This is a genomic window from Salinispora vitiensis (genome assembly GCF_000378825.1).
GTDB classification, from domain to species: domain Bacteria; phylum Actinomycetota; class Actinomycetes; order Mycobacteriales; family Micromonosporaceae; genus Micromonospora; species Micromonospora vitiensis.
Map to the genome: position 1 here is coordinate 4,099,901 of NZ_KB900388.1, position 20,799 is coordinate 4,120,699.

Annotated in this window: 15 protein-coding genes and 1 tRNA gene; 6 read left to right on the forward strand and 10 right to left on the reverse strand. The window is 68.2% G+C overall.

Annotated elements, in window-relative coordinates; all coding sequences use genetic code 11:
* From SALPAC2_RS25095 to SALPAC2_RS0119460, 3 genes are all read right to left on the reverse strand, one after another.
* A partial coding sequence (locus SALPAC2_RS25095) for a WXG100 family type VII secretion target (RefSeq protein WP_033775299.1) occupies positions 1 to 863 on the reverse strand: 863 nt, incomplete at its 3' end.
* A 35-nt stretch (positions 864 to 898) separates the two neighbouring features.
* Positions 899 to 1,366, reverse strand: a complete 468-nt coding sequence (locus SALPAC2_RS0119455; protein ID WP_018218304.1) for a hypothetical protein — start codon at positions 1,364 to 1,366, stop codon at positions 899 to 901.
* 152 nt (positions 1,367 to 1,518) lie between these two features.
* Positions 1,519 to 5,484 (reverse strand): type VII secretion protein EccC, encoded by a 3,966-nt coding sequence (locus tag SALPAC2_RS0119460; RefSeq protein WP_018218305.1) that lies wholly within the window; start codon positions 5,482 to 5,484, stop codon positions 1,519 to 1,521.
* Between the two features lie 136 nt (positions 5,485 to 5,620).
* Here SALPAC2_RS0119460 and eccD point away from each other — a divergent pair, with 136 nt between their 5' ends.
* From eccD to SALPAC2_RS0119480, 4 genes are all read left to right on the forward strand, one after another.
* Positions 5,621 to 7,009: a type VII secretion integral membrane protein EccD gene (gene eccD, locus SALPAC2_RS0119465; RefSeq protein WP_026184910.1), complete on the forward strand. Its 1,389-nt coding sequence runs from the start codon at positions 5,621 to 5,623 to the stop codon at positions 7,007 to 7,009.
* Positions 7,010 to 7,144: 135 nt separating this feature from the next.
* The gene (gene eccB, locus SALPAC2_RS0119470; protein WP_018218307.1) at positions 7,145 to 8,590 is read left to right on the forward strand and encodes a type VII secretion protein EccB; all 1,446 of its coding nucleotides are present in this window, start codon (positions 7,145 to 7,147) and stop codon (positions 8,588 to 8,590) included.
* A gap of 145 nt (positions 8,591 to 8,735) precedes the next feature.
* Positions 8,736 to 9,065, forward strand: a complete 330-nt coding sequence (locus tag SALPAC2_RS0119475) for a WXG100 family type VII secretion target (protein WP_026184911.1) — start codon at positions 8,736 to 8,738, stop codon at positions 9,063 to 9,065.
* 19 nt (positions 9,066 to 9,084) lie between these two features.
* Positions 9,085 to 9,372 (forward strand): WXG100 family type VII secretion target, encoded by a 288-nt coding sequence (locus SALPAC2_RS0119480; RefSeq protein WP_018218309.1) that lies wholly within the window; start codon positions 9,085 to 9,087, stop codon positions 9,370 to 9,372.
* 107 nt (positions 9,373 to 9,479) lie between these two features.
* Here SALPAC2_RS0119480 and mycP read toward each other — a convergent pair whose 3' ends face one another.
* Together mycP and SALPAC2_RS0119490 are read right to left on the reverse strand one after the other, a co-directional pair.
* Positions 9,480 to 10,772: a type VII secretion-associated serine protease mycosin gene (gene mycP / locus SALPAC2_RS0119485; RefSeq protein WP_018218310.1), complete on the reverse strand. Its 1,293-nt coding sequence runs from the start codon at positions 10,770 to 10,772 to the stop codon at positions 9,480 to 9,482.
* Between the two features lie 536 nt (positions 10,773 to 11,308).
* Positions 11,309 to 11,381 (reverse strand) — tRNA-Arg (locus SALPAC2_RS0119490).
* Positions 11,382 to 11,620: 239 nt separating this feature from the next.
* On the opposite strand from SALPAC2_RS0119490, the gene SALPAC2_RS28040 reads away from it, so the two are divergent.
* Complete coding sequence (locus SALPAC2_RS28040) at positions 11,621 to 12,136, forward strand: SAM-dependent methyltransferase (RefSeq protein WP_018218311.1); 516 nt, start codon at positions 11,621 to 11,623, stop codon at positions 12,134 to 12,136.
* Positions 12,133 to 12,429 (forward strand): hypothetical protein, encoded by a 297-nt coding sequence (locus SALPAC2_RS0119500; protein ID WP_018218312.1) that lies wholly within the window; start codon positions 12,133 to 12,135, stop codon positions 12,427 to 12,429. Before SALPAC2_RS28040 ends, SALPAC2_RS0119500 begins: the two co-directional genes overlap by 4 nt.
* Before the next feature lie 30 nt (positions 12,430 to 12,459).
* On the opposite strand, the gene SALPAC2_RS0119505 is transcribed toward SALPAC2_RS0119500, so the two are convergent.
* From SALPAC2_RS0119505 to lanKC, 5 genes are all read right to left on the reverse strand, one after another.
* Positions 12,460 to 13,092, reverse strand: coding sequence for a DUF3995 domain-containing protein (locus SALPAC2_RS0119505; RefSeq protein ID WP_223874122.1), 633 nt, complete (start codon positions 13,090 to 13,092; stop codon positions 12,460 to 12,462).
* Positions 13,093 to 13,133: 41 nt separating this feature from the next.
* Positions 13,134 to 16,235 (reverse strand): S41 family peptidase, encoded by a 3,102-nt coding sequence (locus tag SALPAC2_RS28045; RefSeq protein ID WP_018218314.1) that lies wholly within the window; start codon positions 16,233 to 16,235, stop codon positions 13,134 to 13,136.
* A complete protein-coding gene (locus SALPAC2_RS0119515) occupies positions 16,232 to 16,924 on the reverse strand; it encodes a flavoprotein (protein WP_018218315.1) in 693 nt (230 codons plus the stop codon). Before SALPAC2_RS0119515 ends, SALPAC2_RS28045 begins: the two co-directional genes overlap by 4 nt.
* Positions 16,917 to 17,666 carry a GNAT family N-acetyltransferase gene (locus SALPAC2_RS0119520; protein WP_223874121.1) on the reverse strand — a complete coding sequence of 250 codons (750 nt, stop codon included), beginning with the start codon at positions 17,664 to 17,666 and terminating at the stop codon, positions 16,917 to 16,919. Before SALPAC2_RS0119520 ends, SALPAC2_RS0119515 begins: the two co-directional genes overlap by 8 nt.
* Positions 17,667 to 18,192: 526 nt before the next feature.
* Entirely contained in the window at positions 18,193 to 20,772 is a 2,580-nt protein-coding gene (gene lanKC, locus SALPAC2_RS25105; protein ID WP_018218317.1) for a class III lanthionine synthetase LanKC, read from the reverse strand.
* Positions 20,773 to 20,799 lie beyond the last annotated feature (27 nt).

Genomic DNA, 20,799 nt, shown 5'->3' on the forward strand with positions numbered 1-20,799 from the left:
GTGACTGCTGGGGGGCCGAGGGTTGGTGGTGTGGTGACGGTGCCTCCGGCGAGTCCGATGCCGTCGGTCGGCTCGAGCGGGGAGGGCGTTGTCGCGTCGGGGCGGGGGAGTAGTTCTGGTCGGTCCCCGGGCACGGTCGCTCCGGATGGCCCCGTCCCGATCGAGGTGTTCGGCAGCATGGGCGGCGAGAGCTGCCCGTCAAATGTACCGTGGAGTTCCTTTGGCCCTTTGTATCTGCCGCCGCGTTGGATGTTGGTGTGGGCGACGTCGACGTACAGCTCGGCTAGCGGCTTGACGATGTTTTTCGCGCGCTCATGGAACTCTTTTGTGACCTGCTCGTACGTCTTGCCGTTGTTCAAGCCAAACAAGTCGCCGGCTTGAATGCCTTTGTCTGCCTCACGGATGTGGTATTGGCGTTTCTGCTCGGCGACGTAGCTCTGCCAGAGCTCGTCCATTTCCCGTCGGGTCTTGGTGATCGTGTAGCCGACCTGTTCCAGACCGCGGGCGTGTCTTTCGGCGACCTCGGTCCACTCGTCCAGTGAGTAGAGGGCTGCGCCTACCCTGCTCATGAAGTATTGGCCCGCGGGTGAGTGCCATCTCGCTGCCAGCCCGTCGGCGTGCCGTTTCAGGTTTTCCCGGGTGGCCTGTAGCAGGGTGCTGGTGCGGCGCCATGCCTCGGCGAGGGCGAGGGTGCGTTCGTCGCTCTCGCCGTGGACAAGCGTCCGCATCTGTTCGATGTCGACCGCGTCCCAGGGGGTGGGGGTGTAGTCCGCGGTCGGGTTGTCGACGTAGTCGTCGTTGCGATCGGAGCCGTGCCGATGGTGTAGTGGGGTCGGTCTCCACTCGTAGTACTGCTCTGTCATCCCCGCTCCTCAGCTCTGTGTCCCGTCCGCACCGATCAGGCCCGTGGATCAACCGCGGGCGGAGCCACCGCATGGTCGCCCTGCTGCCAGGCGCTGCCGAGCGTTGGCTGCTCCTCAACGCCTTGGAAGGCGTTAAAGACGTCGTCGTTGGTCGCCGCGGTGAGGGCGTCTTCGGTGAGGTAGTCGTTGGAGATGCTCTTGGCGACCGTGCTGAGGGAAGCCAGTCCCAGCGCCGCCTCTCCGAGGAGCTGATCTATCGCCAGGCGGCTGTATTCGTGTCTGGCCTGAAAGTACTGGCCCTCCTGCAGCCCGCCCTCACCGAACGGTGCCGGTTCGTGGAGTGTCGGACGCACGCCATGCTCATAGCTGGGTGTGAAGTTCACGTTCAGCTCGTCCATGATCGCAGCTGCGAAGTCGTCGAGCTGCTGAATGTCGACGTCAACACGTTCGCCAGTGAGCCAGTCGTTGTTGCTTGCTGGGCCGGGGCCCGGTTCATAGCCCATCTCTCTCCCCCGATCGCTCGCCGTCAGTGGCGCACTTGATCCAATCAGCTATCTGTTTTATTGGGATGTGTCCAAATTGCACTAATTTGCAGCCGTGAGCTGAGAATCCACTCTGGTAGAGCATAGCGTCATCGCGCAACCCCGCCGGGTGCTCACGTCCGGGACGGAAGGTTCACCAACTGCACCAGACGGGTGCCCTCCCGCCGGGTGACCAGCCAGCCCCGACCGGGTGGCAGCGGCCCGGGACGGACGTTGCCGAGGAGCACCCCCTCATCTCGGTTGCCGGACATCACGATGCCCGGGGTGCTGATCTCCCGCAGCCGCATCAGCACCGGCTCGTAGAGGGCCCGGCTCGCGCCACCGGTGCGCCGGGCGACGATCAGGTGTAGACCGACGTCCCGGGCCTGCGGCAGGAACTCCAGCAGCGGCGTCAACGGATTGCTGCCCACCCCCGTCACCAGGTCATAGTCGTCAACCAGGATGTAGAGGTCGGGCCCCTTCCACCAACTGCGGGCGCGGAGCTGCTCGGGCGTCAGGTCGGCCGGGGGCAGCCGGTCCCGCATCACGGCCGCGACCTCGGCGATGTAGCTCTCGGTGAGCTGCGCCGACGACCCGTACCCGACCAGGTGTTCGGTGGTGATGTCGCCGAGCATGCTGCGGCGGTAGTCCACCAGCACCAACCGTGCCTCGTTCGGCTCGTGGCGGTCGACGATCGACTGGGCCAGTGACCGCAGGAAGGTGCTCTTACCGGACTCCCCGTCACCGAAGAGCAAAAAGTGCGGGTCGGCGGCGAAGTCCAGGTGCACCGGCTGGAGATCCACCTCGGCGAGACCAATCGGCAAGCCGGGCCGGCCGGTGGACGGCAGGCTGCCGTACGGGATCACCGGGGGGAGCAGTCGGATCGGCGGAGCTCCCGGTCCCTCCCAGGCGGCGGCGAGGTCGTTGATCAGCTTGCGGGCTCCCTCGGGGAGGCTCTCCGGCTCCTGGGCGCCGTCGGCGCGAGGCAGCGCGGCGAGGAAGTGCTGACCGTCGGGGTCGATGCCCCGACCGGGAGACTTCTCCGGCACGTTGACCGCGGCGCGACGGTCCAGCATGGAATCAGAGGCATCCGCCAGCCAGAGTTCCAGCCGGGTGCCGAAGACGTCCCGGATCGCCGGGCGCAGGTCCATCCAACGTCCGGCGGTGACGATCAGGTGGATGCCGAAGGAGAGCCCGCGGTTGGCGATGTCACTGATCGCCGGCTCCAGGTCCTCGAACTCGGTCCGGATGGTGGACCAGCCGTCGATGACGAGGAAGACATCGCCGAACGGGTCATCGGTGTGCTCACCCTGTCGGCGGGCCCGCCGGTACGCGGCCATCGAGTCCACCCTGCGCTCACCGAACCGCCGCTCCCGCATGCCCATCAGCAGCTGCAGCTCGGCGATCGTCCGCCGGACCAAACTGGCGTCGAGCCGGGTCGCCACCGCGCCGACGTGCGGCAGGTCACGCAGGGAGGAGAGCGCGTTGCTGGCCAGGTCGAGGCAGTAGACCTGTGCCTCACGTGGGGTGTGGGTCAGCGCCAGCGAAGTGATGATCGTACGCAGCATGGTGCTCTTGCCGCTCTGCGGACCACCCACGATCACCGCGTGGCCGGCGGCGCCCGCCAGGTCAAACCAGAGCACGTCCCGACGCTGCTCGAACGGCTTGTCGATGATGCCGGTGGCCACCTGGAGCTCGCCCACCAGATCGGCCTGCGCCACCGTCACGCCCCGGTCCGGGTCTGCGGTCAGCGGTGGCAGGAGCTGATCCAGCGTCGGCGGCTCCGCGAGCGGGGGCAGCCACACCTGGTGGGCCGGCGTACCCTGGCCGGTCAACCGGTTGACCAGAATGTCCAGCAGGCTGTCGCCACCGACGGCGGTCGTGTTCTCCGGCTCCGGCGTCACTTCCTTCTCGGGCGGTGTCACCGGTGGTGCGGCATAGCTGGTGTTGTATTCCAACACCCGCGTCTCGCCCCCGCCAGCGGCCGCCGCCGCCGTCTCACTGCGGTAGGTACCGGAGACATATGAGGCCTTGAACCGGACCAGCGGTTCGGTGCCGAAGCGCAGGTAGCCGTGGCCCGGTGCGTTGGGCAACTCGTACGCGTCGGCAGTGCCCAGCACCACCCGGCTCTCCATGGCGGAGAAGGTCCGCAACCCGATCCGGTACGACAGGTGGTTGTCCAGGCCGCGCAGCCGGCCCTCCTCCAACTTCTGGGTGGCCAGCAACAGGTGAACACCGAGCGACCGGCCAACTCGACCGATTTGCACGAACAAGTCGATGAAGTCCGGCTTTACCGTGAGTAGTTCGGAGAACTCGTCGCAGACGATGAGCAGGCTCGGCAGGGGAGCCAGGGGTGCCCCCGCGGCCCGGGCCTTCTCGTAGTCGCGCTGCGAGGCGTAGTTGCCGGCGGCGCGCAGCAACTCCTGCCGGCGCAGCAGCTCACCGCTGATTGCGCCGGCCATCCGGTCCACCAGTGGTAGCGCGTCCGCGAGGTTGGTGATGACCGCGCTGGTGTGCGGGAGGGCGTCCAGCCGGGTGAAGGTCGCGCCGCCCTTGAAGTCGACCAGGACGAAGTTCAGGCTCTCCGAGCTGTGCGTGACGGCGAGCGCCAGCACCAGCGTACGGAGCAGCTCGGACTTGCCGGAGCCGGTGGCGCCGATCAGGAGGCCGTGCGGGCCCATGCCGTCCTGCGCGGACTCCTTGATGTCGAGGTCCACCGGACCGCCGTCGGTGCCCGCACCGATCGGCACCCGCAGCCGGTCCCGGTTCGGCCGCGGCTGCCAGGCCGCCGCCAGGTCGAACTCGTACGGGTCGCCGATGTTGAGCAGCTCGGGCAGGCCCAGCTCGGCGGCGACCGAATCGTCGCTGCCCTGGGACATGGCCGAGAGGCGCAGCGGAGCCATCTGCATGGCGAGTGTCTCGATCTCCGCGAGCTGGCAGTCGTCGGCGCGACCCATCTCCATGACGCCGTCCACAGTCGTACCGACGAGCTTCTGGTCGGCGTCAACCTCGAGCACCAGCCGGGACCGGTCCAGCAGCCGCGGTGCCGGGTTGGAGAGGTCGAGCAGGGTCACCCCGTCCACCCCGCCATCGGTCATCAGGTGTTCCGAACCAGCCGTGCTGCCGCCGTCGATAACTACCAGGATGTGCGGCCCATCCTGCTGGGACATCGCACCGGTGGGGTTGTATCGGGGTCGGTTGGCCAGCACGTCGTCGAGCATTTCCTCCAGCCCTTTGGCCGAGGGCGCGACGAGCCGCAGCTGACCCAACGCATCCGTACGGTTGGGGTGCAGCCCGTGCGGCAGCCACTTCGTCCACTCCCATTCCGCACGCCGATCGGTGCCGACGCAGATCGCCACGAGCAGGTCGTCCGGGGCGTGAAAGGCAGTGGCCTGGGCGAGGATCGAACGGACCAGCCCCCGCGCGGCCTCCTCATCCCCCCGCAGGTGCACCTGGGAGAAGCCGCTGAGAAGCATCGCCACCGGCAGATCCGGCACCTCGCTGTAGGTCGTCAGGAAGCGGCGCAGCGCCAGGGCGCACAACGGCTCCAGTTGTTCCAAACTTGACGGCGGCGGGGGAACCAGGGGAGTGGCCAGTTCCTGCGGGCCGAGCCCGATTCGTACGGTCGAGAAATCGGGGTCACCGCGTCGGCGCTCCCACAACCGCGGGCCGACCGGTACGGACCAGAGCGCACTTGGTGCCGGATGCCGGTAGAACATGGATTCCCGCTGGCCCCGGATGGCTTTGAGTACCCGACGACGCTGCCGCGACAGGTGCGTCATGTACTCGCGTCGCCGCTGCAGCATTTCCTGCTTACTCGGACCGCCGGAGTTGTTGGCGGCTTGGGAGGCGAGCATCCCGATCGCGGAGAGGCCGAAGAGACCCCCGGTAACGTAGCGGAGGGTGTTGCCGCCGCCTTGACTGGCGAACATCAACGCCATCGCGAACGAACCGGCGAGCATTGGCAGCACCATCAGCATCTGCCCCCAGCTGCGTCCACCGGGCGGTGGCACCTCCGGCGGCGCCTCCAGCACGATCTCGCCGAACGGGTACTCCGGCTCCGGCTGCCGAGCCGGGCGTTTCACAACGACGGTACTCACGTATCAGACCTCCCCGTTGATGCCTGGACTCGACCTAACCGAACCGGTGCCCACGCCACCGGCACATGGTAGGTAGCCTCTTCTCGTCATGACAGCCGCGGGCCCATCGGCCCGCTCCTCGTCGGAGGAAGCGTCAGTGGTTACCCAGGTCGGAACCGGACTCGCGCGCATCGCCATCGTTACCCCAAACCGGCGACTAGACATAGCCCTACCAGAGCATTTACCGCTGGTCGGAATGCTTCCTGCGGTGTTACGGCAGGCAGAGGAGCATCCGTCCGACGGAACGGCTCACGGCGGTTGGGGGCTGCGCCGTACCGATGGCTCGCTCATTGATCTCAATCGTACGTTGGCCGCACAGAACATTCGCGACGGGGAGACGCTGCACCTTGGGCCCCGCCGTACCGAGTGGCCAGAGTTGGCGTACGACGATCTGATGGAAGCTGTCGCGTCCGGCGCGCGGCGTCGTGGAATCGCCTGGAATCCAGTCGCGACCAGACTGACCGGCCTGATCGTCGCCGGTGCTCTGCTATTGATCGGTCTGGCCGTCATCATCGGCTCGAACGAGCCTGGCTGGCTCGGCGGTGTGATTGCCCTCGGTGCTGCCGCCGGGCTGCTGCTGGCCGGGATCATGCTCTCCCGGGCGATGGCCGACTCACTCGCCGGGGCGGTGCTGGCCGCCGCCAGCCTGCCCTACGCCTTCGTCGGCGGGATTCTGGTGATCGGAGCCGGGGAGTCCGTCTGGGCGCTCGGTGCCCCACATGTGCTGCTCGGCTCTGCCGTTCTACTCCTCTCCGGCCTCATCGGAATTCTTGGCGTCGGTGATGCCGCCCGGGTCTTCGTCGCGGCGATCTACACCGGGTTCTGGGGAATGCTCGGTGGGTTGCTCGCCCTTAGCTCGATAGACGCGGTGCAGGGCGCGGCGATCGTGGTGAGCGGGGTGACCCTGCTGCTGCCGGCGGTGCCGCTGCTCGCGGTGCGGCTGGGAAAGCTGCCGATGCCGGCGCTGCCCAGGAACGCCCAGGACCTGCTGCGCGACGAGCCGCAACCTCCGCGGGAGGCGGTGTACCAGGCGACGGCCCGCGCGGACGAGGTGCTCACCGGCATGATCTTCGGCTCGATCGTGGTCACCCTCGGTTGCCTGACTGTGTTGACCGGATCGGGGTCGGTAGCCGCGCTGGTGCTCGCCGGAATCGTCTCCCTCGGCTACCTGCTGCGGGCCCGGCTGATGCCCACCGTCCGGCATCGGGTGCCGATGCTCGCCGGCGGGCTCGTCGGGCTCGCCCTGCTGTCCCTGATCGGCGCGGCCGATGCCGGACCGGCGGTACGGGTGTTGACGGCGTTGCCGTTGGCGATGGTTGCGGCTGGGATCTCGGTCAGCGCCGGGCTTACGTACAGCCGACGGCCCCCGTCGCCCCGGCTGGCCCGGTTCGGCGACTTCCTCGACGTGGTGCTGCAGCTCGCGGTGCTGCCGGTGGCGTGCGGGGTGATGGGTCTGTACGGGTTCATGCGGGCGTTGAACGGCTGACCGGTCGGCCAGCCACCGGCCGGTGGAGTGGGAAGAACCGGCCGGGCACCGGGCCCACGGCTGCCGTTGCGGTGCCTATCGTAGGCATCGCGGTTCGGTTCTAGCTGTGCCGACCGTACGCAAGGGGAGGGTGCCATGTCTTCGCGGCGGGACCAGGTCCAGTCGTATCAGTTTTTCGTCCAGCGGATGACCTCCGCGCTCGTTGCCCGGGAGCCTGATCCGGACGCCGCACCGTTTCGGCGGCTCGGCGGGGCCGGCTTCGCGAGCATCATGGTGGCGGTGCTCTGTCTCGCCGCGGTGGGTGTCTACGGGATCCTGCGTCCCGGCGGCGCTACAACGTGGAAAGAGTCGGGAAGGGTCATTCTGGAAAAAGAGACCGGTACGCGGTACATCTACCGCGAGAGTCGCCTGTATCCGGTGATCAACTACTCGTCCGCACTGCTGGCGTTGGGCTCGGCTGCGGACACCGTCTCTGTTTCCCGAAACTCGTTGGTTGGCACGCCGCGCGGCACCCCCATCGGCATCCGGGACGCCCCCGACGCGCTGCCGGACTCGGAGCGGCTTCTCGCCGGGCCGTGGACGCTCTGCACCCAGCCGGTTCGCGACTCGGCCGGTGCGGACGTCGCCACCACCGTGCTGACCGTCGGGGCAGCACCCGGTGACGGGCGGGAGTTCGGCGAGATGGCACTTCTGGTTCGCGACACCACGACCAACCAACTGCATCTGATCTGGCGGGACTACCGGTACGCGATCCAGGACGAGAACATCGTCCTGGAGGGACTGACGATGACGACCGAGCGGCAGGTCGAGGTGGGCGGAGCCTGGTTGAACGCCCTACCCTCCGGTGAGCCGATCGGCATTCCGAACGTGGTTGGTCGGGGTGAGTCGTCCGACGCTCTGCCGAACACCCGGATCGGTCAGGTCATGGTGGTGGAGAGCCAGAGTGGCGGTCGTCAATACTACCTTGTGGAGCGCAATCAGTTGCGGCCGTTGACTCAGCTTGAAGCCGAGGTGCTGCTGGCTGACCCGGAGGCCACCCAGGCATATCCGAATGGGGCGGCGCCTGAGCCGATATCGCTCTCGGCCAGTGCCGCGGCGGCGGCACCCAAGGCGCCACCAGCGGCCGACGGGCCGCACCGCGCACCTGGGAACCGTCCCGAAATCATTCGGGAGGTTGGAGATCAGACGGCCGTTTGTGCCGCCTACCATTCGGGGCGAAGCGAGCCGACCCTGCTCCTGGATGGGCAGGTACAGCAGCTGCAGGAGCCAGTTCTGACTCCGGAGCAGAGCACTGCGGGCATCCCACTCGCCGACCAGGTCGTAATCGAACCGGGGCACGGCGTCCTGGTTGAGGCTATGCCGGCACCCAACGCTGCAACGGGTGCGTTGAGTCTGGTGACCGACCTCGGCTACCGGTATTCACTTGCCTCAAGAGAGGTGGCGAATACTCTCGGCTATAGCGATGTGGAGCCCGTCGCACTACCAGCGAGCCTGGTTGACCGACTTCCGGCCGGTCCCGCACTTGATCCAACGGCGGCAAAGCAGGCCCTTGATCCATCCCAGCCGGAACTACCACAGTAGAGTTTCAGATAGGATCAAAGCGGGCTGGCCTAGCGCGGGCTGGACATGACCCGTTACGGTTCGTATGGAAAGCGGTGCGAGCGCACCGCGACGAGGCCGCCTCCACCAATGCGGGGCGATCGATGAGGACGGGGGTGACTCCACCATGTCAATGAATACCGATACCGCCTTGATGGTGAAGACCGAGGGCGAGGTAAACGCCACGGCCGATCGGCTCACCGGCAACCTGAACCAGCTGATGGACCAGCTAGCGCCGCTGTACGACCAGTGGAAGGGTGCTGGTGCCGGCTCGTTCCAGCAGGTGCGCCAGCGGTTCGACCAGGACATGGCGCGGTTGAACGTGGCGCTGCGGGCAATCGCTGAAGCAGTTGGGTCCTCCGGTAAGGCCTACGACGTCGCAGACGAAGAGATCAAGTCTGAGATGGATTCCGCTGGCGCCACTGCCGGTCAGATCACCGCGGCACTGAAGCTCTGACGGGGGAGAAGGTTCGGACATGGAAATCCGGTACAACTTCGCTGCCTTGGCCGCTTCGGCGGACAGCTGCGGCAGCAGCCTGAAAAACATGAACGGCGAGCTCGAAGGGCTCAAGTCCAGCATCGCGCCCCTGCTCGCGACCTGGGACGGTGACGCGCGCGAAGCGTACTTCCGTCGGCAGAGTGAGTGGGAGGCCGCGGCGAGCGACCTCCGCGAGCTGCTTAGCCGGATTGAGCGGGCGCTGCGCGAGTCGGCAGCCAGGATGCAGGCCCGTGAGGCCGCAAACCAGGCGAAGTTCGGCGGCTGATCTCGTCGGATGTTCCGATGGCCCGGCCTTGTGCCGGGCCATCGGCGTTTCCACCTGGCTGGACGACGGGTCCGCCGGACCGCGTGGCAGTGGTGCCGGCCCGGTCGTCAGTTACGGGGCGGCGAGTTGGGCACCCGGAAGAAGGCCTCATCGGGCTCGTCAATCTCCGGAGCCGGGGGCGGTGGGTCGCCGGGGCGCGTCGGCCGCCAGCGGAGGCGTCGACCGCGCGGCAACAAGGCAACGGTGGCGGCGATAGCAAGCGCGATCACCGTCACCGACAGGCCGCCCCAGAGGGCCACCCGCCCGAAGACCTGCCACCGCTCTGCTCGCTCCTGCGCCGCCGCATCGTACGGCGGGTCGGGCAACGGGGCCGGGGCCACCGGAGCCGCCGTACTCAACCGCTCGGTGACCGCCCGGTAGGGGCTGAGCACGCCCTGCCCGTACCCCTGCTCCGGGCCCCCCTGCGCCGGGTCGGCAGTAGCCAGTAGCCGGCGAGAAACCTGCTCGGCCGACAACTGCGGCTCGGCAGCGCGGATCAAGGCCGCGGTCGCACTCACCAGCGGGGTCGCGAAGCTGGTGCCGCTCCAGACGTTGTGGCCCTCGACGCGGGTTGCCGCGACGACCGCACCACCAGGAGCCACAAGATCGACGTAGGGCCCGACCTGTGACTGCTCTACCCGTGCGCCCTGCCGGTCGATCGCACCGACCCCGATTACGCCGTCGTACGCGGCGGGATACGGCACCGGATCGGGCCGGCCGTCGGTGCGGTGGAGGTTTCCGGCGGCGGCGACCAGGACCACATTCGCCTGCTGGGCGTAGCGGATTGCGCTCTCGACCTCAGTATCGGGCTGGTAGAGCGTTACCGACATGTTGACCACATCGGCGCCGCTATCTACCGCCCGACGGATTGCCTGCGCGAACACTCTCGGGGAGACGCTCTCGCCTTGGGCTTCGTTGCCTCCGCCGGCCTGTTCACTGACCCGGATCGGGAGAATCCTGGCGTCCGGGGCCAGGCCGTGGAAGCCAACGCCATCCTGTGGGCGCGCGGCGATCAGGCTGGCTACCGCGGTGCCGTGGGAGACGCAGTCGAAGTCACCACCCTGGGTCCCGCGGAGGGCGTCGAACCCGGAATTTACCCGGCCGTCCAACTGCGGATGGCTGCCGTCGGAGCCCGAGTCCACGACGGCTACCTCGACCCCGGCGCCGGTGCTGAGGGGCCACACCCGTTGCGGGGCAAGCCACTGCTGGTGCCAGGAGGTGTCACTAATGACCTGACCTGGCTCGCTTGGATTGGCACAAGCCGACGGAGCGGCCGCGGCTGGCATCGGTGGCATCAGGGCAGTCGAGCCAACCAGCGCCAGCAGGAGCGCACCAGCAGGCCGACGACGATCGCGGAGCATGTCGCACTCACCTCTCATCTGTACGACGCCGCTGCATCCTAACGATTTTCGGACACTACCCGGGCCCCTGCTATCGCCCGCGGTTCGGTGCCGGGAGGTCGTACCGTGGTATCCACCATGACTGCACTTGCCCATTCAAGTTGAGCGTGGGTGAATACCTTGTCGACCCCGATGTCCTCCGGGCGCTGCATCACGCCGCAAAGACCAGCGGGCTTACCCGGCCGCCTTCACTCTCTGGAGCCCACCCGTTGCTCCCCCTCGGGGACGGGCGTCAGCATCACCACGGGCTACCTCGCCAGGTCAGAGATGGGCTCGCGCAGGACCCGCCTTTCGTCTCGGTCGGTCGGCGCCGGAGCGCTCGCCTGGGGCCCTCTCCAGTGGCATCGAGGAATGTGGCAATTCGCGAAAAATGTCCATGTCCTCCGACTCGGAAGCGTCGATGGGTTCGGCCGGGAGGCGAGAAATCCGCGTCACTTCCGCTTTGATTGATCAGTGTGAGTATTGCCAGCTCGGATGGTGTTTGCTGGCTATTTAGGTGCCCCCGGCAGGAATCGAACCTGCGACCTGCGGTTTAGGAAACCGATGCTCTATCCCCTGAGCTACGAGGGCGCGAGGGCCTAGTCTAGCGACCTGGGGGTTCACCTGGGGTGGCAGGGAGTGGCCCACGTTCACCCGCGTCACCCGGACCGCCGTTCGCCCAGCCCAGGACCACATCCGGAGCACACGAACCCCGGTTTGCGACCGGCGGTCGGCCGTGGTGACCCGCGTTGGCACCGGTTCACCCGGGTTGGCATCCGCTGGAGAGCACACACCGCGCACATCATCGAAGATCATGTGGGGCTACCCGCTTGCCGGCTGGGCTTGTCACACTTGTCGGCGGTTGGTCGACGGACCTCAGCTTCGAAGAGGCGCAGGCTGACGTCTGTGTCTCGGAGATCATTGGCACCATCGCCGGGTCGGAGGGCGCAGCCGTCGTCCTGGCCGACGCCAAGAACCGGCTCACCAAGTCCGGCGCGGACATGGTGCCGGCCCGGGCCGTGACCATGGCCGGCGCGACGTGCATTAGGGATCTGGCGCCTGCCCTGTCGTTCTCGCCATACGCCCTCCACTATCTCGACGAGCTCTTCCGCGTCAAGGGCGGCCCCTTCGACGTGCGCATGTGCGTCGAAGGGGCCGATCCACGGCACGTGCTGAGCACGTCCGCCATAGTGGAAGACCTCGACTTCTCGGTCGGCGCATCGGCTGAGGGGCGCGAGACCGGGGTGCTGGTGATGCGTCAGCCGGGGCGCGTTGACGGCTTGTTGCTGTGGATCCGGCTGTGGGGCCACCGGGAGGACGAGCCGGTCGACGCCCAGAGCAGGTGACGACTTTCGCCCCCGTCTACCTGCCGCTCTGGGACGAGCCGATCCAGGTCGAAGCAGGTGACGTGATGGAGGTCGAGTTCGTGCGCGCTCTCAGCGGTGACGGTGTCCACCCGGACTACTCCGCGGTGGTGCGCCTCACGACCAGCGAGGGTTGTGTCGAGGCGACGGCCTCGTCGCCCTACGAGCCAGCGGGTTTCCGGCAGGGCTGGTTCTACCGCGAGTTGTTCACCGCGCGGCGGCGATCCGTGCAGGGACCCGCCGACGTGGCGGCAGCGGCGGGCCAGACGCCGTAACCGCGTCCGCTCAGGGAGGCCACGGGCCCACTACTCGCTGCCGGATGCCAGCCAGGTGACGATGAACGGCGCGGCGGCAGCCACCAGACCACCGAGGAAGGCGACCACACCGGCGGCGACCCCGATCCGGCGTCGCCACGAGCGCCGATCCGAGGTCCACCGCAGGTACGCAAGCGCCGCGGCGCCGAATAGGACTCCTCCGAGTATGAACCAGGGACCCCAGAACATCGCGTACCAGCGGAGTTCGGTGGTCATCGTCTCGCCCTTGATCAGGGCGCTCAGTCCGAAGCCGACGAACGTGCCGCCGTGCGCCAGCAGCAGAGCGGAGGCACCCGAACTGGGTACGAGCAGCAGCCAGTTCGGCACCCGCCGCTTCGCCACCACCGGCACCCACTGCGGAAACACCACACCGAACGGACGCACGAGCGCCAGACCCAGCACAACGCCGAACAGTTCCAGCACCACTGTCATCCACAGAGCCGCGAAGAGCATCCGGTCGCCCTGCGCGTGCAGGTCCTTGATCCCCTCGGAGAGGGTGGCGAGTCCGACGCTTCCGCCGAGGGCCCAGTAGATGCCGCGGATGGCGAACAGCAGTGCCCAGGTCGCGGCGGCGTAACCCGCCCAGACCGATCTACGGCGAGTAGGAGCCTCAGTGTCAGCCATCAACTGAGTCATTGGCCAGGTACCTGCCTTCGTCCGGGTTCTCATCCTCGTGGCTCTGGCGCCGGGGCAGAATGATCGATAGAAGCCGATGCGCTCGCCGTGATTCGATCACCGAGCATACGCGGGAAGTCACTCATCGTGGGTGCCGCGTCGATCCGCTTCGCTGCCAGCAGGGCGGCGACCTCCAACTGTGGGTCACGGCCTGCGGCGTGGTCGTCGGGGCTCACGTCCACCTCGACATCCGGTTCGCAGCCGTGGTTCTCGAGTCCCTTTTCGGTGTCGTCGAACACGAACCGGTACTCCGGCTGAGTGGTTACCGTGCCGTCGACGAGTCGATGCCTCGGTCGGATACCGGTGCCGCCGCCCCAGGTCCGCCGGCCCACCACGGTCCCGAGGCCCCGCGACCGGAAGACCTGGGCGAACGTCTCACCGTCGGATCCCGTTCGCTCGTTGATCAGGACGACCTGTGCGGTGGGGGCGGCCCGGTGCGGGTACCCCTGCGTCGCTCCCCGGCGCGCCAACCGGTAGCCGACGCGCCGCCGCGCCAACCGCTCGATGACGAGGTCGGCAGCGTGTCCACCACCATTGAATCGGGCATCGATCAGCAACGCCTCCCGCCGGGCTTCGACCAGTAGGCAACGCTGGAACTCGGCGAACCCTCGCGGACCCATGTCCGGCAGGTGCACGTAACCCACCCGACCGCCGGTCAGCCAATGCACCAGCTTCCGGTTGTCCTCCACCCATCCCCGGTAGCGCAACTGGCGGTCGTCGGCCAGGACAGGTGTCGTCACCGCACGAATCGCGCCATCCGGCTCGACGAGCTGCAGTCCGACGACCCCGTCGGCGCGGCCCACGAGCAGCTCCATCGGGCCACCCGGACCGACCGGGCGAAGGTCGACGGCGGTGACCCGCTGGCCGGGTTCGACACCGAATGCGGGGCCGGCCGTACCAGGGACTCTCCACACCCGGCCGACGTACCAGTGGCCGTCGCGGCAGTCCCAGTCGATGCCGAGCCGGCCGTACCCGACGGTCGCGCCATGGTCGCCTCCGCGTTCGCCGGTGTGTGAGCTGGAGAGCTCGCCGTGCAGCTCACCGAGGACGTCGGACAGCTCCTCGCGGGTGGTCACCCGGTCAACCAGCGGGCGGTACCGGCGATACGCCGCCGGCCAGTCAACCCCGCCGAGTTCCGGCGACCAGTGGTACTCACGCTGCAAGGTCCAGGCCGACCGGAAGATCTGTCGCCATTCGGCGTACGGGTCCACGGTCACTTCGATGTCGTCGACGGTGACCCGGGCGGCAGGGCCGGGCTGGTCGAGCCGGATGCGGTCGAGCCGACCGCCCGTCCGCACGAGGGCGCCGGACAGGTCCGGCAGGCACTGCAACTCGGTCACCCGCCTCGCGAGCGGGGTGAGTCGCTGAGCCACGGCGTCGTAGCGGTAGAGATCGCCACCACGACCGGTGCCACCGCCGTCGGGCGCCTGAGATGGCCGTACGGGCCGGGCGGTGAGCAGCGCCCCGTCGGAGAGGCCGACCACCATCCCGTACCGGGCCGGTGGGACAGGCAGTGGGGTGACCCGGTCGAACAGGCCGTCCCGGTCGATCCGCACGACCGCGCCGACGTCGACCGTCTCCGGCTGGTCCTCGACCGCCAGTCGCACCGTGTAGGGACGGGACACGGCCGCGAAGGTGAGGTTCGGTTCGATCTCCCCGTAGACCGCGTCCAGGGCGCGAACGCCGATGAAGAACAGCTGCCGTCCGCTCGGATCGAAGCTGGGTGACTGGTCCCGGCTCAGCGGCTCGGTCACCGGGAAGGTCTCTCCGTCCGACAGCCGGCAGAAGCGGATGCAACTGGTGCTGTCGGTGTCCGGGAAGCTGTATGCGAGCAACGACGCCTCCGGCGACCAGGCGAGGTCGGAGATCTGGTCGTACGGACTCGTGTCCAGCAGGGTCGCCTGCGACCGCACCGCCCCGGTGGCGGGGTCGACGTCGATCCGGACGTCCATGAGCTGGTGCCGGTGATTTGCCACGGCGAGGCGACGCCCGCGGGGTGCCACGGCGAGTTCGGTGACCAGGCCGAGTGGCGGCAGGTCCAGGTCGAATGCGGGTGACCCGTCGACGGGGGCCAACGTCAACCGCTCGTCGGTGCCGCCGTCCCCGGTGGCCACGACCACCGCCGAGCCGTCCGCGAGCCACACCGGCCGGCGGTGCCGTCGGGTCCGTATGCCGTGCCGCCGATACGGACCACCCTCAACCGCCCTGGTCACCAACGCGCCCCGGACCGTCACGGCCAGCGTGTCGCCGGCTGGGCTGAGCGCAGCACCGTCGAGGGCCCGGGTCGCAGCTACCGCCCGTGGACCGCGCCGCCTGCCCCCGATCCGTACGTCGAGCCGTCGACCTTCGGCATCGTTGGGCTCCAGCAGGAACAGCTCCCCGCCGGACTGGTACACGAGCCGGCGTCCGTCGCTGTTCAGGTGCCGTGCGCAGTACCGCCGATGCGCCGTGTGCCGTCGCAGGTCAGCACCGTCGAGATCGCAGGAATAGACGTTGCCGGTGCCATCGTGGTCGGAGAGGAAGAACAGGCGGCCGCCGACCAGGTGCGGCGCGGTCGGGTTGCCCATCGGTGTCGGTACCCGTACGAAGCGGCCATCCCCCGGATCCAACCACAGCTCTCCGGCCAGTCCGCCGCGGTAGCCCTTCCAGCCGGCCGGATCAACGCCGCCGCGGCCCAGCACGCGGGCAGCGCCGGGACCGAAGCTGAGCGAGGTGGCGGGGCCGTAGGGCAGACGACGGACGGCGCCGTCGTCGAGGTCTACCTGGTGGAGCCAGTCAACCTCGAACGGCCGGTCGACGCAGCCGGTGTAGACGATCCCGGCCCCGTCGGGAGTCCAGGTGACCGCCTGGCCCCCCTGCCCGTGGGCGAGCAGTTCGCGCCCCGCGCTGGTCAACGCCCGGACGGCCAGCGGTCCGTCACCCACGGCGTACGCGACTCTCCGCCCGTCGGGGGAGAGCTGGGGTGTGCCTACTGTCTCATCCTCGGTGAGTCGTTCGACTGTGTGCCCGCCGAGGTCGGTGCGCCAGAGCGCGTCGTCGCAGCGGAAGACGACGGTCGTCCCCGCGATGGTGGGCAGGTGTGGATAACTCACCGGTGGCCGTCTGCCCCGTTGACCGGTGTGCTCGTCACCAGGGAGTCGGAACCCGGCTCTCTTCGCACGGCGGTCAGCGCGGCGGCGGCGGTACGCAGGATGCTGCCCAGGTCGGCCATCGCACCGATGCCGAGCCGCCCGGAGTGCACCGAGGTGCCGACCTGAGGCGGTACGACGTGGTAGCCGTCCTCGTCGAGCAGCCGCAGGTTTCGCTGGACCGACGGCCGAGAGATCGCCTCCTCGGCGAGCGCCGGCGCGAGCACGACCGGCGCCGAGACGCTCATCACGACACTGAGCGCGAGACTGTCGGAGATGCCATTCGCGCACTTGCCGACGAAGGCGGCGGTCGCCGGAGCGACGATCACCAGGTCCGCCCAGCCGGCGAGTTCCTGGTGCGGCACGCAACCGCTCGCGGTGGGCCAGTCCGGCCCCCATACCGGTTCCTTGGTCGCGGCGGCGATCGCGTCCCGGGCCACCAGCGCTGTGGCCGAGTACGTCAGGCACACCCGCAGGTGGCAGCCGTACCACTTGCGCAGCATCAACGCCCAGGTCGGCAGCAGGTTGACATTGAACGATCCGGTCCCCACCAGCAGCAGGTTCCCCCGGGCTAGATCAAGCGTGGCGGGCACGTTCGCCGGCATGCCGGGAGGCCGCGGGTTGTCGTCGGCGGGGGCGGGCCGGTCAGCCATGACGCACCGCCCTGGAGAGCTCCGCTCCGTTCTCGCCGGCCGGTCGCTCCCGGGGATCGGAGATCCCGGGATGGGGTGCATCGGCCTCGGGCGGCGTCGCGGTCTGCCGCCGCGAGACGATCCGGTGCAGGTGGAGGTCGCCCGTATCGCTCAGGAAGCGTAGGAAGGAGTTCAGCGCCTTCTGTTTCTCCTGAGCCGGCACCGTACTGGTGTGCCGACCGAACGCGCCGCGGGCCAGGAGCGTCTCGTACTCGGTTCGGAGAAGAGAACAGACCGCCACATCCTGGTATTCGCCATCGACGAACGCGTAGTCCCGCAGGATGCCCTCAAGCGTCATCAGCCCACGGGTGACGATCTTCATCGTCTCCTGGTTGTACACCCCGGTGGTGACCTCGACCCGATGCGCGTTCAAGGTATGGAATAGGTGTTGCAGGAGCAGCCCGAACGCGCTGGCAGCGTGGCCGCGCCCCCACAGCTGCGACTCACCGATGATCAGACCGATCGAGAAGTTGCCCGGATAACTCAGTGTCCGCCAGCTCAGGGCACCGACAGGTGTCCCGTCGTTGCTCACGATCATCAGGTGGGTGTGGCCGGTTCTCGTCGATTCCGCCTTGAATTCGGCACCGCTGCACAGGACCGGGCCTCCGTTGGCGTAACCGCCCGCCTGTCCGTCGAGCCACGACACCAACAGCTCGTAGTCGTCGTCGGTCAGCCGACGGAGTGACACCAATTCGCCCTTCACCAGTTCCTCCATGCGCTCGAGCCGTGCATCCAGGGGTGGCGGGCGCGGAACGTCCGGAGACGAACCGCGCCCGCCGGGATGGTCAACGCGACCAGTACTGATTAGCAGTAGTCACTCTTGAAGCTGGCCGTCACCAGATCCGAATCGATCTCAGCGATCTCCAGACCCTGCAGTTCGAGAATCTCCATGTGTGTCACCTCGATTCCTGGCTCCGCACGACGAGCGAACGCGACATCCTCAGCACTTGCTGCTGACGAAGCTGGCGGTGACGAGGTCAGAGTCCGCCTCCGCGATCTCCAGACCCTGCAGCTCGAGAATCTCCACGATGATTCACCTCCTTCCGGGGACGGTGTGACTGATTGATCATCGACATCAGCACTTGTTGCTGACGAAGCTGGCGGTGACGAGGTCGGAGTCCGCCTCCGCGATCTCCAGACCCTGCAGCTCGAGAATCTCCACGATGATTCACCTCCTTCCGGATTTCGATTTGTTACAGCCCGGGACGGGCTGGCCTGAGGCTGGCTCGCTAGGTGACGGCGGCCAGGCTGAGAAAGGGCAGAAAGCTGGTTTTGCGGTGGCGGGCGGCGGTGACCGCGAGCATCACCCCCGCGTTGCCGGTCGCCAGATCCATGGAGAGGCGCAGTTGCTGCCGGCCGGGAAAGGCGAGGTGACCCCGGTAGGACACCGCGTACCAGGACAGCCTCCGGATGTGCTGCGCGATCGCGGACTCGATCGGCTCGCCGGGCGCGCTGAGCGACATCCGGGCGGCGACGGCGAGCAGGCCAGCCCGGCCGTCCAGCAGATTGCTCTCCGCCACGTACTCAGGCAGAAAGACGTTGTGTACCGCGGACAGCGACTCGCGAAGCCGTTCGTCCTCGCGGTGGCGCAGCACCTCGTCCACCACCAGGCCGACACCCGCACTGCCGTTCCGCAGGTACGGCAGAGCGCGGCCGCCCATCTCCCCCGCGAGCATCGTGCCGTCCGGCCGGACGACGCAGCGATCCAGGTCCCGGTGCACCGCGCGGACCGCCAGGTCTAGCCATCCGGAGTCACCGGTCGCCTGGTGCATTCGCACGAACAGCAGGGCTGGACCACTCCAACCGTCCAGCAGACCGGCCGGGCGTGGCTTTCCGGAGCGGGTGGCGAGTTCGAGGGCGTCCGCCACCCGCTGCGTCACGTCGACGGCCATGGCCCGCAGGTCGGCGCTGCCGGTCCGCTGGCTGAGGTGCAGCAGGTTCAGTCCGATGCCGCCGAGGCCTCGGTACAGGTCGGGCTCCTGTACCACCGCGGTCGGGGCGATGGCCTGGCCGACCAGGTCGAGAGCTGCCGTACGGTGGCCGAAGTGGTCCAGGACGTGCGCGATGCCGTGCAGACCGGTGAAGAATCCGGGGCGCGGGACGAGCGGTTCGCTGGCAGCCCGGATCAGCCAGTCCTCATGGTCGGGAAAGCGCCCGAACCCGGACTGGTCCAGTGCCCAGAGCACGCCTGCGGCGCCGTGGGCGAAGGTTGCCCCGCCCTCACTGAACTGGCGGATGTCGCCGGGGAAGAGCCGGTCGTGGCGCTCCGGGGTGGCCGACAGCAGGATCGCGTCCGCCAGGGACTGGCAGACGGCCCCGAGGTCGGGCTCCGCGGCGAGGTCCACCTCTTGCGGGCGTCCCCGCGCGGCCGTCCGGGCCAGGCTCGGCTCTGCCCCGGACGGCCCGCCCAGCAAGGTACGCCGGAGCCGCTCGACTGCCGCGTCCGGCAGGGGGTACCGGGCGACGACGTGATCGATCGACGTCCTCAACTTGTCGGGGTCGAGCTCCCAGAGTCGATCGAGCGCCAGGAACAGCCACAGGGAGAGCGCAGCCGAGGCCAGGTCGTCGCAGGCAAGCCCGGAGATGTCGTGATTGCCGGGGGTGAATCCGGCTGCGCCGAGTCCAGGGGTGTACGACGTGTCGTCGACCTCGCCACACACCTCGAAGTCGATCAGGGAGACCTTGTCGTCCGTGGTGACCAGGATGTTGCCCGGGTGGAGGTCGCCGTAGATCACGCCGCGGGCGTGAATGTCGTCGAGAATCCGGTCGACGTCGGCCGACAGACGCAGAGCCCGCTGCGCGTACCGGGACCGGTCCAGGTCGGACGGCGCCGCATCCACCATGGGATGCACGGCCGCGGTCCACTTCCAGATCACCTCGCCGGGCATGCGCTCCAGCACCAGGAAGTGATGGCCCTCGACGACCAGGTAGTCGTACACCCTGGGTACGCCGGCGATGCCGTCGAGCCGGCGCAGCATCTGGTGCTCGTGACCTATTCGCTGCACGGCGTCGCGTCCCGCACGGTCGAGCGCCGCGTGTGGTCGTGCCTCCTTGAGGATCACCTGTACGCCGTCATCGCGCTCGGCGAGATAGACCCCACCGCCGTTGGAGAAGTGCAGCGCCCGTTCGACCCGATAGGGGAAGTCGACCGCCCGGCTGACCGGTCGTTCCGCTCGCCGCTTGGTGATGAAGTCCGGTACGGCCAACCAGGGCGGCGTCTGGAACACCGGTCGCCGCAGGTCGGGCTCGGCGATGCCGTCCGGTCGCTCGATGGCGGGAACCGCTTCGCCGTCCGGGGTCGTGCAGTGTCGTTCCCGGAAGCCGCCGTATCGGATGAACACCGGGCCACTTCCCCAGCGGAGATCGCTGAGGATCTGTGGCCCCGGCTCGCCCGCCAGCTCCTCGGCCAGAAAGCCGAGACTGGACCGTAGCTGCGCCACGTCAACCGGATAGAGGACCACGAACTTGCCACTTGACTGGCGTGGCATGTACTTGGCGTTGAAGATGCGCAGCAGTCGTTCGTTGGGCAGGAACTTGAACGGAATCCGGTTGTCGACGCAGTGCCCCCAGGCCACGTCCAACACCCGTGCCGCATTGGCGAGGGTCGCGGACAGGTGAATCTTCCAGCCCTGCGTGGGCAGCTCGACCTCGGCCGGGTCGAGGTTCACCCACACCTGCCGCCGAGTACGCCTCCAACCGGCCGGAGCGGGTCGAGCGGCTGCCTCGTAGTCCGACTCCGGGCCGATGTTGGCGGGCGAGTCGTAGAACAGAGGGTCGGCGAACGTGTAAGGCGGGTACTGGTCCAGCAACGTCGTCTCCTGCCCTCGCGGGGAACG